Below are 19,299 nucleotides of genomic sequence, written 5' to 3' on the forward strand. Positions count from 1 at the left end.
TCATGCAGCAGTACGCATAGTTCTATACAAGCAGGCAGCGACCCTCCCGAGATTATTATGCCTCAACATTTCATCAGGGCTAATGCGTTGAACCAACCGATGACTCCGTAGGATTTTAATCCCTCGCCTCCACGCTAGCGGAAATCTAACTGAGATTAGCCTAATGCTACCAATCTTTAAGCTTGGCCATCTGATGCCTCCGAATTTTCTGTAACTACCTCGGCGGTGGCCTCGATCGTGGCATTAGCTGCCGCCACGGTAGCTTCAGTAGTTTCTTCTGACTCAGGCGCTGCTAGCTCCTCAGTGGGATCTATGTCATCAGCGCCATTGTCATTGTCAGCTAGGGTTCCCTCCGGCACGAGTTCAACCGTGGAGTGCTCTTCCAGCCAGGCCAAGATCTTCTCCTGCAGCAGTTCCTCTTCTACCACTTGCCGTAGCCGATCGTGATCAATAGCCTCAGGATCACTGACTTCCTCCATCATTTCATCGATGCGGGCCTGAATATCATTCTCATCGATGGTGATGGATTCCTGTTTGGCAACTTCTCCCAGGGCCAGGGTAGTTCGCAGCTGCTCGATAGCGTCGGGTCGGGTGCGTTCCCGCATCCCAGCCACCATATCCTTAGTCAGGAGCTTATTTACGTCAATTCCCTGGCGGCTCAGCTGCATTAAGCTCTGGGTCAGTAAGTAATCGACTTCCCGTTGAATCATGGTATTGGGAATCTCAGCCTGGAGATGGGTAACTATTTCATCGAGTAGTGCCTTCTCCTTGTTGGCCTGAGTCTTTTCCTCGGCTTCTTGCCGATATCGCTCCTCCAGGGAATTCCGTAACTCTTCCAGGGTTTCGAATTCGCTGATTTCCTGGGCAAAGTCATCATCAAGGTCGGGCAGTTCCTTCTCCTTCACATCTTTCAGGGTAATGGTGAAGATTGCTGCCTTGCCAGCCAAGTCTTCTTGGGGATACTCGTCGGGGAAGGTTACCTCGACATCTCGGGTGTCATCGATCGCCATGCCGACAATGCCTTGAACAAAGCCTTCAATAAAGCGCCCTTCTTGAATTTCGATTTCAAAGTCTTCAGCACTACCTCCAGGGAATTCAGTGAGTTCACCATCTTTTCCCTGCACCTTACCGACAAAGTCAATGACAGCGACGTCCCCCATTTGAGCGGGACGATCTTCAACGGGAACTAGGGTGGCTTGGTTGAGTCGATATTGTTCTAATGTATCTTCAACTCGCTGGGCATCATACTGTACTTCCTCTGCCTGAACCGTTAAGCCCTTATATTGGTCTAAGGACACGCGGGGAGGCACATCTACAGAAGCTTGGATGGTCAAAGCTTGGCCAGGCTCGAATTGTTGAACCAGCTGCTCGAAGGAGGACGTGAGTTGATAATTGCCGATGGCCTCAATATCTGCTTGCTTGATGGCTTCATCGACAGCCTCTTGCACCAGTTCTTCTAGAACAGCAGCTTTGAACTGGCCAACCCCTACTCGTTGCAAGAAAACCTGCCGCGGCACTTTACCCTTGCGGAAGCCAGGAATATTGACCGATCTCATGTATTTCTGCAGCACCTTATCGTAGGTCTGCTTTGACATTTCTGGAGTGACCTCGATTTCTAGGCCAACCTGGCTATCGGGCAGTATTTCCTGGGTAACTTTCATTGAAGCTCTCAAACAACATCCATGCGTGGGGCCAGGAATGACACCATCACAATTATCACGCGATTAGCTATCATAGCGGATCCTCGGGCCAGGTGAGCAGGGTGCTCAGCCCAGGATACAGACAGAGGTCCCTGAGGTGCCCTTGGCTAGCTCCACTGTGGACTGTCGTAGCGACTTCCTGGTGCCTTTAGACTTCTTCAACATTCCAATTCGTCAATGGCTGGATTTGGTAAGGTATCTGCCAAGATATCTATGTGTATTGTATGGTGATGACTTCGGTGGATTGTCCGGGGTAGTTGTTTGCGGCTAATCACAGGAGGATTTTGGTTTGGCTCAGGCTTATCGTGTCGCTATTTTGGGGGCCACTGGTGCCGTTGGCACAGAGTTGCTTAGCTTACTAGAGCAGCGCAATTTCCCTGTAGCTGATTTGAGATTATTAGCCTCTGAGCGCTCTGCAGGTGTCAGTCGTACCTTTGGGGGGAAATCACTGACCGTTGAAGCGTTAGGCCCGCACTCCTTCGACGGAGTCGATCTAGTCCTGGCATCAGCAGGGGCTACTATCTCACGGCAGTGGGCACCTAGGGCGGTGGAGGCAGGTGCCGTGGTAGTTGATAATTCTAGTGCCTTTCGTATGGATCCCCAGGTGCCCTTGGTGGTACCTGAGGTAAATCCGAATGCGGCGGCAACCCACGCTGGCGTTATCGCCAACCCCAATTGCACTACTATCCTAATGGCTTTGGCTGTGTGGCCACTGCATCAAGTGCAACCGGTGCAGCGGCTAGTGGTGGCAACGTATCAGTCTGCCAGTGGGGCAGGAGCCAGAGCCATGGAGGAGGTAAAACAGCAGGCTGCAGCCATATTGGCCGACCAACTTCCTCCGACTGAGGCGTTTCCCTATCCCCTAGCCTTCAATTTGTTTCCTCACAACTCTCCTGTGAATGAGCAGGGATACTGCCAAGAGGAGATGAAAATGGTCAACGAGACGCGCAAGATTTTTGCTGCCCCGGATCTACGAATTTCGGCGACCTGCGTGCGAGTACCTGTGTTGAGAGCTCACTCCGAGGCGATTAATTTAGAATTTTCGACTCCCTTTGCCCCTAAGCGTGCCCGAGAATTGTTGGGACAGTTTCCAGGCGTCAGGCTCGTGGAAGATTGGCAAGCCAACCATTTCCCTATGCCCATAGAGGCTAGTGGCCAAGATGATGTGTTGGTGGGTCGCATCCGTCAGGATCTCTCCCATGCCAATGGGTTAGAACTTTGGCTGTGTGGTGATCAGATTCGTAAGGGTGCTGCCCTCAACGCCGTTCAGATTGCTGAGTTGTTGGTGGCTAAGCAATGGCTTGGAGTCCCAACACCGGTTTGATTGGCAAATTTTTGATTGACAAAATGCAGCCACATAGCCTGACGTCGAATAACCCTCTATCCTACCTGAGTCTATCTGGTATGCTGCTGGCGGAGCGATCGGACAACAATTAGGGAAATTACGGTGGTTGGTGGCTCGTCAGAGGCTGACCTAATGTGCGATAACACAAGAGACGACCTGGTTTAAGTAAAGGAGCTCAGCGAGCGTGACAGTTTTTGGGCGGATACTAACGGCAATGGTGACGCCATTTACGGCAGAAGGTGCGGTTAGTTATTCGACTGCTGAAGCGTTGGCTTCCCATTTGGTTGCCCATGGCAGCGACGCATTGGTAGTTTGTGGCACCACTGGTGAGTCGCCAACGCTGACATGGGATGAAGAATATCAGTTGTTTAGGGCAGTGCAGCAGGCAGTGGCTGGCAAGGCTATGGTGATTGCGGGCACTGGCTCTAATTCTACCCATGAAGCTATTGAGGCAACCCGCAAGGCAGCGGCATTGGGGCTAGACGGCTCTCTGCAGGTGGTACCCTATTACAATAAGCCTCCTCAAGAGGGGTTGTATCGGCATTTTTGTGCGATCGCACAAGCCGTCCCAGACCTGCCCTTGATGCTGTATAACATTCCTGGCCGCACTAGCTGTAACCTGGCAGTGGACACAGTAGCTCGACTGGCAGAGATTCCCAATATTGTCGCAATTAAGGAAGCCAGTGGTAGTCTAGATCATGTTAGTCAGATTCGACGCTCCACTCCAGAAGCATTTGCCCTGTATTCAGGGGATGATTCGTTAACCTTACCGTTACTGGCTGTCGGTGGCAGCGGCGTGGTGAGTGTAGCTAGTCACCTGGTAGGTGATCAGCTACAGCAAATGGTTCAAGCATTCACGGCAGGACAGATCAAGGGTGCTACCCAGATTCATCTGCAGCTTCTGCCTCTCTTTAGAGTTCTGTTTGCTACGACGAATCCCATTCCTGTGAAAGCAGCCTTGGCAATACAGGGATGGCAGGTTGGAACGGTCCGCTCACCCTTGAGCCCTCCGACCAAGGAGATAGAGCAGGCCATTAAGGCGGTATTAGATGAGCTGGCGCATCAATCCGAGATCTCGTAGGGATAGCCAACCTCAGCATTTTAAGTTTCCTGACAATTGAATAGTGTGTGTTGTTTACGTTTGGAGGGATCTCTGTCTCACAGTCTCAGTTAGTTATCTAAGTTAGTTACCTAGTCGTGTATGGCTGATTTTTTTGCTGGGAGAGATTAGGCTCAGAGTCGAGTGTTGGCCTCCTTCTCCCATCAAGGAGAATCTAGCAAGCTGGGTACTCACTAGGTTTAGGTAGGTGGTGTAGAGCTTGCTGTATGGCCACGACTGCTCTCGGATAGTCCTGAAATTGTGGCCGCGAGGCGACGTCACCGGTGCATGGGCTATTTGGATCGGGCGCTCGCTGCAAAGCGATGTCAAAGTCTTGATCAATCGCGGTATCTACCGACGCTTAGGTGCTGACGAGGATGTAGGTATCCTCTAATCCTGGCTGTATTAAGTTTCCCTTTGTTCATCTAAACCTGTACTGAACCTGAATTACTTGTATGAATCAATCCCAATCGAATCCCGCGTTGAAAGTAATTCCCCTAGGGGGATTGCACGAAATTGGTAAGAACACCTGCGTGTTCGAGATCAATGACGAAATCATGCTCTTGGATGCGGGATTGGCATTTCCGACGGATGGCATGCATGGGGTTAACATTGTGCTGCCCGACGTTACCTATCTGCGTGAAAACCGTCACAAGATCAAAGGTATGATTGTCACCCATGGTCATGAGGATCACATCGGTGGCATTCCCTTTCACTTGAAGCAGTTCGATATTCCCGTTATCTATGGTCCTCGCCTGGCAATGGCCCTACTGGAGGGCAAGCTAGAAGAGGCAGGCGTGTCGGATCGCACCGAACTGCGTACCGTTCGTCCCCGTGAAATCGTGCGGGTGGGTAAATCCTTTTTAGTGGAGTATATTCGCAATACCCACTCCATTGCCGATAGCTTCACAGTTGCCATTCATACCCCTGTGGGCATCGTGGTCCACAGTGGCGACTTTAAAGTAGACCACACTCCTGTGGATGGTGAGTATTTCGATTTCCAAAAATTGGCTGAATATGGTGAACGAGGGGTACTCTGCCTCATCAGTGATTCCACCAATGCCGAGGTGCCAGGTCATACCCCTTCCGAACGATCTGTGTATCCGAACTTGGCTCGTATCTTTAGCCAGGCGTCAGGGCGTCTCTTGGTAACGACCTTTGCCTCCTCAGTTCACCGAGTCAATATGATTCTGGATTTGGCTCAGCAACAGGAGCGCTCAGTCTTTGTCGTGGGGCGCTCGATGTTGAATGTCATTGCCCACGCTCGCAATCTAGGGTACATCAAGTGCGAGGATAAGCTGTTCCAGCCCCTGCGTAATCTGAACCAGTGCCCCGACGACAAGACTTTGATTTTAACAACGGGATCCCAGGGAGAGCCCATGGCGGCGTTGACTCGCATTGCCAATGGCTCTCACCGACAGATCAAGATTCGCCAGGGAGATACTGTTGTCTTCTCGGCCAATCCAATTCCAGGCAATACCATCGCCGTGGTTAACACCATCGACAAACTGATGATGCAGGGGGCGACGGTCATCTATGGCAAAGATAAAGGTATTCACGTCTCTGGCCACGGTGCCCAAGAAGATCAAAAACTGATGTTGGCGCTGACTCGACCTCGGTTTTTCTTGCCGGTTCATGGAGAACACCGGATGCTTGTACGCCATGCCGAAACGGCTCGAAGTATGGGCATTCCGGCTGAGAACATGGTCATTATTCAAAATGGCGATGTGGTAGAAGTGTCTCAGTCCAGTATCCAAGTGGGCAGTCAGGTGCCCTCCGGCATTGAGTTGGTTGACTCAGCTCGTCAGGGGGTTGGCCGTGATACTTTACGGGAGCGGCAACAGCTGGCGGAAGATGGACTGGTGACCGTCGCCGCTGTGATCACAGAGTCCGGGAGACTGATGACTCCACCGGCAGTGTATCTCCGGGGTGTTGCTAAGCCTATCGATCAAACCCGCCTACAGCGAGACGTGCAGTCGCGAATCGAGGCTGTATTACAAACCCGTTGGTCAGAGATGATGTGCGATCGCACCCAAGCCGGTGGGCCGGTCGATTGGCAGGCTCTGCAAGGTGCCCTCGAAACCGATCTACGGCGCATGCTACGCAAGCAACTGGCTAAGACGGATCCACTGGTGGTGGTCATGGTGCACCCAATCTCTCTACGCTCCCAAGTCTCAGACTCTACACCAGTAGCGGCTGCATCTGCCTCTTGAGGCCAGCATCAATGGCTGACCCTCGTCAAGCAGCATGGGGGCGGCCACGATCGACCCCTACGCTTTTCCTCACGCTTTAGCACAATTCGTGCAAATTCTAGTGATTTATGATAGAAAGAAGTCAACTTGAGTAGTCTGGATGCAAACTTAGCGCTATAATGCGTGGCAGCAGGAGTTGTTACGTTGGGTAGCTAGAGTTAAGCTACCAGTCATTCAGTCATCTGCGAGTGCTGAATATACTCGAGGGCTTCTGTCAGAATTCTTGTTCAACCCATACAAGGTCTTGGCAAAGGCAGCAGTCTGTGGATAGTCGTTGTTGCTAGTCTATCGAACGATTAGCCCAGCGGCTCAGGGGCAAACTCCAAATCCTGAAGGGACCAGTAGCATCACAGGGATATGCACTGTAGCTATCTCGTGGCTTGTGTTTGTCATTGCCCCTAGATATTCTCAGACCCGAATATGTCGATGATTTGTTACTTACTGAGTAATTTAGACACCAGAACGGATCGACCATGGCATAGGGAATCGATTGCCAGGACTGGTGAGAGCTTTGAGGAAATTGAATGCCGAAGCAAATAGTGATTGCTGAGCAGCATCGGATCGCTGCTGTTTTCTCAGAAGATCAGATTCAAGAGCTCATCGTTGCAACTGGCACCCACCAAGTTGGCGATATCTATGTGGGAACCGTCGAGAACGTGTTACCTGGTATTGACGCCGCTTTCATCAATATTGGTGATAGCGAGCGCAACGGGTTTATGCACGTTTCAGACCTGGGGCCGCTGCGCTTAAAGCGGGCGGCGGGATCCATCACCGAGTTGGTGACCCCTCAACAGAAGGTGTTGGTCCAGATCATGAAGGAGCCCACCGGAAACAAAGGACCCCGGCTCACGGGAAACATTACCCTACCCGGTCGATATCTGGTGCTAATGCCCTTTGGTCGTGGGGTAAATCTGTCACGGCGAATCCGCAATGATAGCGAGCGCAATCGATTGCGAGCCCTAGCCATTTTAGTCAAACCTGCCGGTATGGGCTTGCTGGTGCGCACTGAGGCAGAAGGGGTTGCCGAGGAAGCCATCATCGAGGATCTAGAGACGCTGCAAAAGCAATGGGAAACCATTCAGCAAGAGGCCCTCTCGACTCGTCCGCCGTCCCTACTGAACCGTGACGACGATTTTGTGCAACGGGTGTTAAGGGACGTTTACAGTGCCGATGTCAATCGCATTGTTACTGATATAGGCGGTGCCGCCAAGCGGGTAAAACATCACCTAGCCAATTGGAATGGCGGGCGTATGCCCCCTGGAGTCTTGGTTGATCAGCACCGTGAGCGCGTGCCCTTGTTGGAATATTTCAGGGTAAATGCGGCTATCCGCGAAGCGCTGAAACCGCGAGTCGATCTGCCGTCAGGTGGCTACATCATTATCGAGCCTACCGAGGCGCTGACGGTCATTGATGTGAACTCTGGGTCATTTACCCGCTCTGCGACGTCTCGGGAAACCGTGCTATGGACAAATTGTGAAGCCGCTACGGAGATCGCTCGGCAGCTGCGTCTTCGTAACATTGCTGGGGTGATCATCGTCGATTTTATCGACATGGATTCTCGCCGTGATCAGTTGCAAGTGTTGGAGCAGTTTAATAAGGAGCTTCGGGCGGATAAGGCCCGACCGCAGATCGCTCAACTGTCAGAATTGGGATTGGTGGAGTTGACCCGTAAACGGCAGGGCCAAAACCTCTACGAACTCTTCGGCCGTCCCTGTGCTACCTGTGGTGGATTAGGTCATCTGATTCATTTACCTGACCAGCCAGGAGATGGGGTCGATAGTTTGGTTGACACGCCTATACCGACGGCGACAACGGCGGTGAAAGCTCAGCCAACGTTGAAAGAGGCTCGCAGTGAGGAGTCAGACCCTCTTCAGGATCTGCAGGAACTCGACCTAGTTAATCATCCAAATTACCAAGAGCGCAGTAGTAGTAAGCCAAATCGACGGCGACGGCGACGGGATCCCATGCCTAGTCGCAGTAACGGTAAAGTAGACAGTGGCCGTGATCCGGATGCATCGGGGCAAAGTAGTTCCCCGGATGCCACCGACGATGACAAGGAGAAAGAGAAGGAAAAGGCGACTCCGAATCGCAGCCGCTCCCGGGGCAATGGCCGCTCCGATAAGCGGGGTGAGGCACCTCAGGTGATTTCCGTGGAAATGACCCCAGATGAGCAGCGTATCTATGCCATGATGGGAATTTCGCCCGTCGTCCTCGCCAATGAGCCAGTTAAAGACCCGCGCAACACCGTAGTTTCAGTGGTGATGCCAGGGGAAAGCACGACAGGAACCCAGGCGGGGCCAACCACTGCTGAAGCGTCCTCTCCAGCGGCGACACCTGAGGAGGCTGAGGCTACTGCTACCGTGGGTCAGGAGAATGCTGTAGCGGTAGGGGGGAGTAGCTCTGCCACTGAAGTGGCTCAGGACAAAGCCGATAAGGGGGAGACTGCCTCCACTGAGGGGGACAGTAAGAATACGGTGCGCCGCCGCCGCCGCCGCCGCTCATCGTCGACCCAGGAAGAGGCGACGTCGGCTAGTAGTTAGGGCTAGTAGTTAGGGACTGAATGACGGGATCCTCTGCTAGGGTTTTGGAGGCGGCATTGGAACGAATTGCTGGTGTCGACGAGGTAGGTCGAGGAGCCCTCTTCGGTCCGGTAGTGGCAGCAGCGGTAGTACTCGGAGATGAGGCGGTACAGCAGCTGACGGCAGCGGGGGTGCGCGATAGCAAGCAATTGCGTCCAGCCCATCGGGTTAAACTGGCTCAGCACATTCGCCATCTGGCCTGGGATTGTCAGGTGGGTATGGCATCGGTGCATGAGATTGATCGCCTCAACATCCTGCAGGCATCGCTATTGGCAATGGAACGAGCAATTCGACGATTGTCTCCCCGTCCAACTCTATGCCTGATCGATGGCAAATATTTAGTACCCCAGCTAGATATTCCCCAACAGGCTGTGATTAAGGGCGATCAGCATCATTGTGCGATCGCATCGGCCAGTATCATCGCCAAAGTCTGGCGAGATACCCTGATTATGCGGCTTGACCAGCACTATCCTGGCTATGATCTCACGGCGAATAAAGGCTATGGCAGTGCCAAACATCGACAAGCCTTGAGTCAGTTAGGACGGTCTCGACAACATCGCCAGTCATTTCGTTACTGAGATGGCTTGGCTCTCTGCTGCCGAAACAGGTAGGCGGCTTCGGCGGAGCCGATAAAGCGCCAGTGCCAGGGCTCATAGGCAATCCCCTGGGGATTATTAGGGGGAAACGATAGCTCGAAGCCATACTCTCGGCCATGGCGTTGCAGCCATCGAAATGCTTGGGTGGTTTCAAATCGAGGGCTAATATCCTGGGCCCGGGCTAGACCGTCCGCCAAATCAACGGCGTAGCCTGTGTGATGCTCACTATAGCCAGGGGGCGCCACAGTCTTGGCAGCAGCAGTGGCGGTTCCCGTCTGCTCTAGCCGGCGCTGAAACAGCATGGCTTGCCGTTCCTGGTCTCGAAATCCAGATACCGGCACGATCCACACCCCGTCTCGGCGGGCCGCATCGATTAGCTTAAACAGCGCCAGAGCTGCCGGGGGCTTTAACCGTTCGAATCGTTGTGCCCGAGGGGTTGAGTAACTGGCGATCACGGCTAGGTCCTGGGGATTGGCGTCCCCATAGGCTCGATGGCCATAGCGCTGCAGCAGCGCGGGTACCTGATAGAGGGCCTCGGTGGTAACGCTGTGTAGGGCCGAGGTCACTGGCAATTGGGCTGCCTCTGGCCCAGGCCCCCCTCCCCCAGCCAGGCTCAATAGGGCAATGACTGCCCTAGCAGCCCAGCCATTAATCGTAATGCTCGGCGCTTCAGACCACGAGACAAGGTCTGACCAAGGGCTATGAGGTAGGGGCGTAGTGAGGTCCAAGACGCCATGGGCTTCAAGGCTAGGGAGAGTGCGATAAGTCATTGGCTAAGCCGCCCCAGAGGGGCTAGACCGGTCCTTGAGGGCCATCGCATCAGCAACGGACAAGGACCAGTGGCCTGATGGGGGGGAATTAGCGCCACCACATGGGGGACAGGGCGAGGTTCATACCCCATCAACGAGTCGCCTTGGTAAGCCAAGGAGGTGCTGGCGCCCGAGTCCACCATGACGGCATCCCGTAAGCCCAACTGTTGGAGCAGCTGGCCTAGGGTGACCGAGTCGACCCGGTCCTGACTCACCCCCACCACCGGTTGACCAGCCTGGTTAATGCCCCAAAAGGCGCGGTGACGTTGGGCCTCGAAATCAAACAGATTGCCAAAAGCACTAGCCGGCTGAGCCTCACCGTCCTTGACCAGCCAGGCAGCTGCTACAAAGGCATCGGTTACCCGCGGTAGCTCTGCTCGCAAGCCCTGCAGCGTATTGTGCTGAGCTGGTTGAAAAGGAATATACTTGACCACCTCGGGAGACATTAAGACCAGAGGGCGGCCGGCTAGTTTGCGATTTTCACTGGCATTCCCCGGCACAAACGTGTGGCTATTCTGACTCAGCACTGGTCCAATCATGACATTGGAGTCCAGATACTTGAGGGAAAAGAACCCACCATCTACCGCCGCGACGGCATTGGTGTGGGCGATGATCTCGGGAACCTGATAGCGGCTATCGGCATGGATGGTCACAGGCCATCCCCCGGTGGCCAAGGCTAGGGGAATTCCTTCCAGGGTTAAGGTGTGCAGTTGCACAGGGGCACTGAACTGGAAAGTGTCAGGGCTAGGGGCAGGAGGGCCTGCCCAGGCCTGATCCAGTAGCTGGGACAGTGTCGATTGCCCAAAGCGAGCAATGGCCAGGAGATTGTCAGACTCACCTGCATACGCTTCGTCAGTATTGCTCATGGTCAGGGCGGCCCGATACCCCGCCGCCTCTACTGCTGCCATCACTCGCTCATCATAGTGGCCAGCTGGGTAGGTAAAGTAGTGGATGGGCTTGTCAAGCTTGGCTTCTAGGCGAGCCTTAACCGCTGTCACCTCTCGACGCAGGTCGGCAGCGGGAAGCGATCGCAAATCGGGCGGATGCGTAACACTGTGGGCAGCAATGGTGACAAGAGGATCCTGGGCCATGTCCTGTAGCTGCGTCCAGGAGAGCCTCGAGCGGCCAGCGATAGTGCCATCTAACTTGCCGGTAAACACTGAGAAAACCGCTGGATAACCGTACTGCTGCAGCAAGGGGTACACATGGGTATAGTGGCCAGCGTAGCCATCGTCGAAGCTAAGCACGATGGATTTCTCTGGCAGAGGCCTGCCGGTATGTAAATGATTGACTAATTGCTCCAAACTAATTGGAGTCAGGCCCTGCCGACGAATCTGCTGAAACTGCTCTGCCAACTGAGACGGCGTCACATCAAAGAATACCTGTGGCGTTGTTAAAACGTCGTGGTACATCAACACCGGTACCTTGGCCAGGCGAGCGTCTGCATGGATTGCTGGCCAAGCCCGAGTTGGCAGATAGGGGATAGGCAGGGATAGCCTGGACGCCAGCTCCTCAGTGAGGACACCGGAATCAGACGTAGCCTCAGCCCTATCTGTTGCTAACGGAGTGTGACAGACCCGTCGGGAGGATACTTCTGTGGGAAAAGCTGCCATACCAACAACCGCAGGGGCTGCGGGCAAGGTTACTGGGAATGACTGCCGCCGAGCAGGAGGCGATAATTCAGGCTGAATTACCAGGATAGCGGGTATAGCTGCTGCGACAGCCACTGCCGTTACCCCAAGCGTCCCCCAGTACCGAGGACGTAACCGCCAACGTTTGCCCAGCCCCAGTCCGTCCAACTGCATTGGCGCTCCCTCAGAGGTCCTGGGGATGATCCAATGTCCGGTATCATCCCTCCATCCAAGACCCTACTGGAGGCAAGCTAAGCATTGACTAGGATCGATTTAAGGTCTGACGGACCACTGATTAACCCTGCGTTAAGGGATTCATCCCTGAGACTGCTGATGATGTAGAGAGGAGGATAGGGTCGAGGGATCCTGGCCGTCATTCAATTGGCTTTGAACCCACTGATAGTAGTCGGACAGCAGATGGCTAGATAACCGCTGCTTAATGGTCATGAGAATACTCTTCAGCAGTCCATTGCCCGTGGTTTCCAATAATGAGCGGGGAGTGAATCGCAGCGCCGGGGGTAATTCGACCTCAACCACGAGATGGGCGGTTCCCTCCAGATGGGTGGAGTCTTGACGACAGATCGGCGCGAGATGGCCTTTCAGGTGCAGATCGAATCGCTGGTTGACATATTGATTGCCACGGATTTGGCAACCGGTGGAATACAGTTGAATGCGACCGTTGGCCTCAGTATCTATCTGCAGATCCACCGTAGGCTGAATGTGTAGCATCATGAACTTAAGAGGCCGCATAGTTAAGCGGAAACGTCCATCTCCCAGGACGTCAACCCGTTTCATGTCCATGAGCGCATTGATCAAGCGTCGAGGTTGGCGTAGGTAGTGGCCTACTGGAATAGGTTGGGGATCAACCGACAGATGGATAGACTGAGACGCAGTGAAACGAACCATTGGGCAACTATGTAGGTCAGCACTTGATCGGCGTGGCATACGACTGCCATTAATAAATGTTAACCTTTGTAAGGATAGTTAGCAGGGCCGCTCTCCCTTAGCCCTGACGGATGGCAGACCGGTTATCAATCTGGCTAAGACTCTCTGGCTAAGACTCTTGGTTAGGTTATCAAAGGCACAGGGTAAAGATGGTCCCCTTAGCTATCCCGCACCCAAGCAACATCAGCGAGTATGGAGAACCATATTCCTAAAAACTGGCTGGGGCAGTTGGTTGAGCTTAACGCTACTCTCTGGGTTGGCCAATCCAACTGAGGTTTGGACCACAAGGACAAGAGCTGATTAGATAGGCTAGTAGCTTGCAGCCTAGTGAATAAATTTTGCTTGGATGATTCTGGAAATTAGGAGGTAGTAGCCACGTCTTTCTGATATGGCCAGAAAAACGTCAGGGCCTCAAACTAATTTTTAATAGTACTTGGGTGCGAGGATGTTTGGAAAGCTTAAGAGCTAATTTGCAAAGAAAATCTTAAAAAGCCTGCAAGGCAAGCGCTGTCGAGGCTTCAGCGATCTTGCCTGAGCGTTTACAGTGATCCCGAAAACCTTGCTCTGACGACTGTTTAGGTGTTTTGCAAATCGCCTCTAATCAAAGTCCTGAGCTCCTTGCCAATTGGCGTTGAAGGGGATTGGGGCTGTCATGATCCGTTATCGTTAACACTCGAGCCGATTCCTGAAGCGAATAACTATGGTGCGTTCTGTTGCTCACTTGGGTCCCCGGGGAACCTATTCTGAGATGGCTGCCCTTGCCTATATTCGTTGGGCCAAGCTCGACACTGGCGATGAGTTGATGCTGCGAGCATATCCCAGTATTGCCCAGGCTCTACAAGCCACAGCAACTGGAGAAACAGAGGTGACGGTGGTGCCAGTGGAAAACTCCGTGGAGGGCAGTGTTGCCATTACTCTAGATATGCTCTGGCGCCTAGAAACCCTTCAAATTCAAAAGGCTTTAGTGTTACCGATTGTCCATGCCTTTCTGTCTCGGGCAGATAGGATGCAGCAAGTTCAGACTGTCTATTCTCACCCTCAGGCCCTAGGTCAATGTCAGGGATGGATAGAAACCCAGTTGCCTCACGCTCGTTTGATTCCAACCAGCTCAACTACAGAGGCGTTGACCCACTTACAGGATGATGTGAGAGTTGGTGCGATCGCATCCGAATGGGCTGCTCAAATCTATCAGTTACCTGTACTTGCCCACGCCATCAATGACCACGCCGACAACTGTACCAAGTTCTGGGTCCTAGGTCGTAAAGCCAGTCATCAAGGGAACCAGACCTCATTGGCGTTCAGTTTACCAATCAATGCTCCGGGGGCATTGCTCAAACCCCTACAAATTTTAGCGGCCCATGACATCAACATGAGCCGCATTGAATCTCGCCCTACCAAACGATCCCTGGGAGACTATCTATTCTTCATTGACATCGAAGCAGATGCCAGCCTTCCCAACGTAAAAGCCGCCTTACAATCTCTCAAGCACTGTACTGAGACACTCAAGATATTTGGCAGCTACAGCCTGCTCCCAATCGACAACCCTTGTCCTTCAGACCCAACCACCAACACCTCCGCCGGCGCGGAGTAGGTCCCCTCAACAGACCATCAACTTACTCCAGCACATCTTTGAGGGCAGCCCGGGCCGCTAGATGATTACGGGTTGTGGTCAAAATATCGACTTCCCGCTCCAGACGCTCCGTCGTATCCTGGATTTCTAGCAGAGACTGTTGCTCATCGGCGACACCGTACAGATTACTAGCAACCCAATAAGATAACTCTAAAGGCAACTCTGGAATATTCTCCGGGAATTCAATCTCCTGGCTCGTGAGCTTAGCCGAAAGCCTCACCACATCTCGTAATAAGCGCTCTAGCTCAGTACTCAGAGGATACAGATCCTCTTCAGTTGGGTTATCTTCAATCCACTCCACCAAGCCTACTCGATAAGGCTTTTGCCGCACATAATTTAAGACTCGAAATCGTTGCTGGCCAATCGTCAGAATTTTCATGCGGTCGTCGGCTAACCGCTGGTAGTGGATGATTTCCGCACAACACCCAACAGGTGATGGTTGACCCGTGGCTGGATCCAGCATTAATACCCCAAAGCGTCTATCACTCTGGAGTATCGTGTTCATCATGATGCGATAACGGAATTCAAAAATGTGGAGCGGCAAATGCCGACCAGGAAATAACACTAGATTGGGCAGCGGGAACAGAGGAAGCTCGCGAACGGCAATTGATGATGAAAAGGTCATTACTGTTCGGCTGCAGTAAAAAGTCAGCTGGGAACGACAAACAACTCAGGAATCCAGGTAAAGAAAAATTGAATACCTGAATTCATTGTACCGCAAGCATCTCAGCTGGAGGGATTAAGCTAGTGCGTTATCCTTCTGGTTGGGCCGAATTTATTATTGGCTACAGATTAATCGAACAGTACCCTACAGTGCGATTAACCTTCTCCTCAGCAATGCGGCTCTTCAGCATGGAGCTCAGCCCAATGTTCGATATTTTCTATAACCGTGCTAGAGCTTAACCTCAATATCAACTCCAGCTGGTAGATCTAATTTCATGAGGGCATCGATAGTCTTGGAAGACGGCTGATAGATATCAACAATACGACGATGAGTACGGGTTTCGAAATGCTCTCTGGAATCTTTGTTGACGTGGGGTGAGCGTAGTAAACAGTAGATACGACGCTTTGTCGGCAAGGGAATTGGGCCAATGGCAGTGGCATTGGTGCGATTAGCCGTATCTACAATCTTTTCACAAGACGTATCGAGTAGGCGGCGGTCAAAGGCCTTGAGGCGGATACGAATTTTTTGCTGCTGAATCGTTGCCATGGAAGCTTTACCAAACTTGGGTTGTCAAGGTTCTAAACACTAACGGAGGCAAAGGAGCGGCTTGAAGCATCAAACCACTCCTTCAAATTAACCCTATGTAGGGAAAACTATTGGACGATCTTAGCAACCACACCGGCACCAACAGTACGGCCGCCTTCCCGAATAGCAAAGCGCATGCCTTGCTCAATGGCAATGGGATTAATCAGACTCACATTCATTTTAATGCGATCTCCTGGCATTACCATCTCAGCCGCACTACCATCATCAGCCGTGAAGCTCTCAATAGTGCCGGTTACATCTGTGGTTCGGACGAAGAACTGAGGCTTGTAGCCAGGGAAAAAGGGTGTATGACGTCCCCCTTCCTCTTTCTTCAAGACATACACCTCAGCCTCAAACTTTGTATGGGGTGTAATACTACCCGGCTTGGCAAGTACCATGCCCCGCTCGACATCAGTTTTCTGGATACCCCGTAGGAGAACTCCCACGTTGTCACCAGCCATGCCTTCGTCGAGCACTTTTTGGAACATCTCCACACCAGTCACTGTGGTGCTGCGAGTATCACGAATGCCGACAAGCTCAACCGTGTCGCCAACTTTCACCTTACCCCGCTCAATCCGTCCCGTAGCTACGGTGCCGCGTCCAGTAATAGAGAAGACGTCCTCAACCGCCATCAGGAATGGCTTATCCACGTCACGCTCAGGGGTCGGAATAGCTTCGTCTACTCGGTCCATCAGTTCGAGGACCTTATCTACCCATTCATCGTCACCGCGATCGATGTCAGGCTTAGAGGTCAATGATTCCAATGCCTTCAGGGCAGACCCAGCCACGATAGGAATGTCATCGCCAGGAAAATCATAGGAACTCAGTAGCTCACGTACTTCTAGCTCCACCAGCTCTAAGAGTTCCTCATCATCTACTTGATCCTGCTTGTTAAGAAAGACCACGATGTTTGGCACGCCGACTTGCTTCGCTAGCAGGATGTGCTCACGGGTCTGAGGCATAGGACCATCAGCAGCAGATACCACCAAGATTGCCCCATCCATCTGAGCGGCTCCAGTGATCATGTTTTTCACATAATCAGCATGGCCAGGGCAATCCACATGGGCATAGTGACGATTCTCTGTCTGATACTCGACGTGAGCAGTATTGATAGTGATTCCTCGAGCTTTCTCCTCGGGAGCCGCATCAATCTCATCGTACTTGCGAGCTTTACCGCCACCGGCAACAGCAAGCGCCATGGTAATCGCCGCAGTTAGCGTGGTTTTACCATGGTCCACGTGACCGATGGTGCCGATGTTGACGTGAGGTTTGTTTCGTTCAAATTTTGCGCGTGCCATTACGTACGTGTCCCTTATAACCTATGCGTTCCCACTGTTTTTAGCGATGATGGTTTCAGCAACATTACGAGGAACCTCGTCATATTCACTGAATTCCATCGAAAATATGCCTCGACCCTGCGTTTTGGAGCGGATATCGGTGGCATAACCAAACATCTCAGCCAGAGGAACCTTTGCAGTCACCTTGGCGAGGCTTTCCTCAGTGCCCATACCTTCAATATGACCGCGGCGAGAGTTGAGGTCGCCGATCACATCACCGAGGAAATCCTCGGGCACCTCAACTTCGACTTTCATCATGGGCTCTAGAAGGACAGGCGAAGCCTTCAACACAGCATCTTTCATAGCCATGGAGCCAGCAATCTTGAAAGCCATCTCGGAAGAGTCCACATCATGATAAGACCCATCCACTAATGTAACTTTCAAATCGATCACGGGGTACCCAGCTAGGATACCAGATTCACAGGCTTCTTTCATGCCCTGCTCGGCAGATGGAATGTATTCTTTAGGAATCGAGCCTCCAACAATTTTAGACGTGAACTCAAAGCCACTGCCAGGCTCGCTCGGCTCCACATCAATCACAACGTGGCCATACTGTCCCTTGCCACCGCTTTGACGAACAAATTTACCTTCTACCTGAGTAGGCTTACGGATGGTTTCCCGGTAAGCCACTTGGGGGGCGCCAATATTGGCTTCAACCCTAAACTCCCGCAACATACGATCAACCAATATATCTAGGTGGAGTTCTCCCATCCCAGCAATCACCGTTTGGTTGGTTTCAGGGTCTGTACTGACGCGGAACGTTGGATCTTCTTCCGAGAGAGACTGTAAAGCCTTGGACAATTTGTCCATATCTTGCTTGGTTTTGGGTTCAACCGCCACCGAAATAACTGGCTCAGGAATATAAAGCGATTCCAGAATAATCACATTATCGGGGTCACAGATGGTGTCACCAGTGAACGTATTTTTCAGACCAATGACAGCCCCTAAATCACCTGCCCGTAGTTCATCAACCTCGATACGCTCATCTGCTTTAAGCACAATCAAACGGGAGGCACGCTCCTTTTGATCCTTGGTGGCGTTATAGATGTAGCTACCCTTTTTCAAGATGCCGGAGTAAACCCGTAAAAACGTCAGTCGACCATAAGGATCAGACATGACTTTGAAGGCTAAAGCCGCCAAAGGCTCGTCATCGTCTGCATGGCGCTCAGCTGTTTCACCACTCGGCAGTAGTCCTTGGATGGGAGGCACTTCAGTCGGAGCCGGCAGATAATCCACCACAGCATCCAGAAGTAGCTGGACTCCTTTATTCTTAAAAGCTGAGCCGCACAACATAGGAACAATAGTGCCAGCAATGGTTCCTTGACGCAGGGCAGTGGCGATATCCTCCTCGCCGAGTGATTCCCCCTCAAGATACTTTTCCATGAGGGCATCGTCGGCCTCAGCCACTGATTCAATTAGCTTAGTGCGATACTCATGGGCAAGATCGGCGACATCGTCGGGGATATCTGTGTCGACCATATCCATGCCGAGATCGTCATTGTAGATGCGGGCTCGCATACCGACTAGATCGACGACTCCCCGGAAACCGTCCTCGGCACCAATAGGGATTTGAATCGGAACCGCATTCGCCTTCAGGCGTTCGACTATCTGGTTGTAGACCTTGAAGAAATTTGCCCCGGTGCGGTCCATCTTGTTAACGAAGGCAATCCGCGGCACTCGATACCGCTCGGCTTGGCGCCAAACTGTCTCTGACTGAGGCTGAACTCCACCCACAGAACAAAAAACGGCGATCACCCCATCGAGTACACGCATAGACCGTTCCACTTCAATCGTGAAATCCACGTGGCCAGGCGTATCAATGATGTTGATCTGGTGATCTCGCCAACGAGTGCTAATGGCTGCAGCTGTGATTGTAATTCCCCGCTCCCGTTCCTGTGCCATCCAGTCGGTAACGGCAGTTCCTTCATGCACTTCACCGAGTTTGTGCACGATACCGGAATAGAACAAGATGCGTTCAGTTGTCGTTGTCTTGCCGGCATCAATGTGGGCAGCAATACCAATGTTTCTGACACGTTTCAGCGGGGTGCTCCGTTCCACAGCTACCTCCTTTCTGCTGCTAACTAGGGCAGCGACTAATCTTGCCTACTGTTAAGATTCTATACGCTT

General features: G+C 52.5%; 14 protein-coding genes. 6 read left to right on the forward strand and 8 right to left on the reverse strand.

All coding sequences use genetic code 11. The annotated features are described in order from the left end of the window. Positions 1-176 precede the first annotated feature (176 nt). The gene (gene tig / locus XM38_RS04290; RefSeq protein WP_080809412.1) at positions 177-1,661 is read right to left on the reverse strand and encodes a trigger factor; all 1,485 of its coding nucleotides are present in this window, start codon (positions 1,659-1,661) and stop codon (positions 177-179) included. Positions 1,662-1,989: 328 nt separating this feature from the next. Here tig and XM38_RS04295 point away from each other — a divergent pair, with 328 nt between their 5' ends. The 5 genes from XM38_RS04295 to XM38_RS04315 all read left to right on the forward strand — a co-directional run bounded on the left by XM38_RS04295 (position 1,990) and on the right by XM38_RS04315 (position 9,553). After that, positions 1,990-3,024: an aspartate-semialdehyde dehydrogenase gene (locus XM38_RS04295; protein WP_088429170.1), complete on the forward strand. Its 1,035-nt coding sequence runs from the start codon at positions 1,990-1,992 to the stop codon at positions 3,022-3,024. Positions 3,025-3,229: 205 nt separating this feature from the next. Beyond that, positions 3,230-4,126, forward strand: a complete 897-nt coding sequence (gene dapA, locus XM38_RS04300) for a 4-hydroxy-tetrahydrodipicolinate synthase (RefSeq protein ID WP_080809406.1) — start codon at positions 3,230-3,232, stop codon at positions 4,124-4,126. A 473-nt stretch (positions 4,127-4,599) separates the two neighbouring features. After that, positions 4,600-6,357, forward strand: a complete 1,758-nt coding sequence (locus XM38_RS04305; RefSeq protein WP_080809403.1) for a ribonuclease J — start codon at positions 4,600-4,602, stop codon at positions 6,355-6,357. Between the two features lie 563 nt (positions 6,358-6,920). After that, positions 6,921-8,936, forward strand: coding sequence for a ribonuclease E (locus XM38_RS04310; protein WP_088429172.1), 2,016 nt, complete (start codon positions 6,921-6,923; stop codon positions 8,934-8,936). A 20-nt stretch (positions 8,937-8,956) separates the two neighbouring features. Next, entirely contained in the window at positions 8,957-9,553 is a 597-nt protein-coding gene (locus XM38_RS04315) for a ribonuclease HII (protein ID WP_080809400.1), read from the forward strand. Here XM38_RS04315 and XM38_RS04320 read toward each other — a convergent pair. The 3 genes from XM38_RS04320 to XM38_RS04330 form a co-directional block, all read right to left on the reverse strand. Continuing rightward, positions 9,547-10,341 carry a M15 family metallopeptidase gene (locus tag XM38_RS04320; protein ID WP_088429174.1) on the reverse strand — a complete coding sequence of 265 codons (795 nt, stop codon included), beginning with the start codon at positions 10,339-10,341 and terminating at the stop codon, positions 9,547-9,549. The two genes, XM38_RS04315 and XM38_RS04320, sit on opposite strands and share 7 nt — an antisense overlap. Further along, the gene (locus tag XM38_RS04325; RefSeq protein WP_202978823.1) at positions 10,338-12,185 is read right to left on the reverse strand and encodes a polysaccharide deacetylase family protein; all 1,848 of its coding nucleotides are present in this window, start codon (positions 12,183-12,185) and stop codon (positions 10,338-10,340) included. Before XM38_RS04325 ends, XM38_RS04320 begins: the two co-directional genes overlap by 4 nt. Positions 12,186-12,326: 141 nt before the next feature. Next, the gene (locus XM38_RS04330) at positions 12,327-12,917 is read right to left on the reverse strand and encodes a DUF1997 domain-containing protein (RefSeq protein WP_080809394.1); all 591 of its coding nucleotides are present in this window, start codon (positions 12,915-12,917) and stop codon (positions 12,327-12,329) included. Positions 12,918-13,656: 739 nt separating this feature from the next. Between XM38_RS04330 and pheA the strand changes: the two genes are divergently transcribed. Beyond that, entirely contained in the window at positions 13,657-14,547 is an 891-nt protein-coding gene (gene pheA / locus XM38_RS04335) for a prephenate dehydratase (RefSeq protein WP_080809392.1), read from the forward strand. 22 nt (positions 14,548-14,569) lie between these two features. Here pheA and XM38_RS04340 read toward each other — a convergent pair whose 3' ends face one another. The 4 genes from XM38_RS04340 to fusA all read right to left on the reverse strand — a co-directional run bounded on the left by XM38_RS04340 (position 14,570) and on the right by fusA (position 19,230). Further along, positions 14,570-15,211 carry an LON peptidase substrate-binding domain-containing protein gene (locus tag XM38_RS04340; protein WP_088429178.1) on the reverse strand — a complete coding sequence of 214 codons (642 nt, stop codon included), beginning with the start codon at positions 15,209-15,211 and terminating at the stop codon, positions 14,570-14,572. A 267-nt stretch (positions 15,212-15,478) separates the two neighbouring features. Continuing rightward, entirely contained in the window at positions 15,479-15,796 is a 318-nt protein-coding gene (rpsJ, locus tag XM38_RS04345; protein WP_080809387.1) for a 30S ribosomal protein S10, read from the reverse strand. Between the two features lie 107 nt (positions 15,797-15,903). Beyond that, positions 15,904-17,133 carry an elongation factor Tu gene (gene tuf, locus XM38_RS04350; protein ID WP_080809384.1) on the reverse strand — a complete coding sequence of 410 codons (1,230 nt, stop codon included), beginning with the start codon at positions 17,131-17,133 and terminating at the stop codon, positions 15,904-15,906. 21 nt (positions 17,134-17,154) lie between these two features. Beyond that, positions 17,155-19,230: an elongation factor G gene (gene fusA, locus XM38_RS04355; RefSeq protein ID WP_088429180.1), complete on the reverse strand. Its 2,076-nt coding sequence runs from the start codon at positions 19,228-19,230 to the stop codon at positions 17,155-17,157. Positions 19,231-19,299 lie beyond the last annotated feature (69 nt).

Source organism: Halomicronema hongdechloris C2206 (assembly GCF_002075285.3).
GTDB classification, from domain to species: domain Bacteria; phylum Cyanobacteriota; class Cyanobacteriia; order Phormidesmidales; family Phormidesmidaceae; genus Halomicronema_B; species Halomicronema_B hongdechloris.

Excerpts from the sequence above, each read along its gene's own strand:
- tig (WP_080809412.1), bottom strand. The coding sequence starts at position 1,661 with ATGAAAGTTACCCAGGAAATACTGCCCGATAGCCAGGTTGGCCTAGAA.
- XM38_RS04305 (WP_080809403.1), top strand. The coding sequence starts at position 4,600 with ATGAATCAATCCCAATCGAATCCCGCGTTGAAAGTAATTCCCCTAGGG.
- XM38_RS04310 (WP_088429172.1), top strand. The coding sequence starts at position 6,921 with ATGCCGAAGCAAATAGTGATTGCTGAGCAGCATCGGATCGCTGCTGTT.
- XM38_RS04315 (WP_080809400.1), top strand. The coding sequence starts at position 8,957 with ATGACGGGATCCTCTGCTAGGGTTTTGGAGGCGGCATTGGAACGAATT.
- XM38_RS04320 (WP_088429174.1), bottom strand. The coding sequence starts at position 10,341 with ATGACTTATCGCACTCTCCCTAGCCTTGAAGCCCATGGCGTCTTGGAC.
- XM38_RS04325 (WP_202978823.1), bottom strand. The coding sequence starts at position 12,185 with ATGCAGTTGGACGGACTGGGGCTGGGCAAACGTTGGCGGTTACGTCCT.
- XM38_RS04330 (WP_080809394.1), bottom strand. The coding sequence starts at position 12,917 with ATGGTTCGTTTCACTGCGTCTCAGTCTATCCATCTGTCGGTTGATCCC.
- pheA (WP_080809392.1), top strand. The coding sequence starts at position 13,657 with ATGGTGCGTTCTGTTGCTCACTTGGGTCCCCGGGGAACCTATTCTGAG.
- XM38_RS04340 (WP_088429178.1), bottom strand. The coding sequence starts at position 15,211 with ATGACCTTTTCATCATCAATTGCCGTTCGCGAGCTTCCTCTGTTCCCG.
- rpsJ (WP_080809387.1), bottom strand. The coding sequence starts at position 15,796 with ATGGCAACGATTCAGCAGCAAAAAATTCGTATCCGCCTCAAGGCCTTT.
- tuf (WP_080809384.1), bottom strand. The coding sequence starts at position 17,133 with ATGGCACGCGCAAAATTTGAACGAAACAAACCTCACGTCAACATCGGC.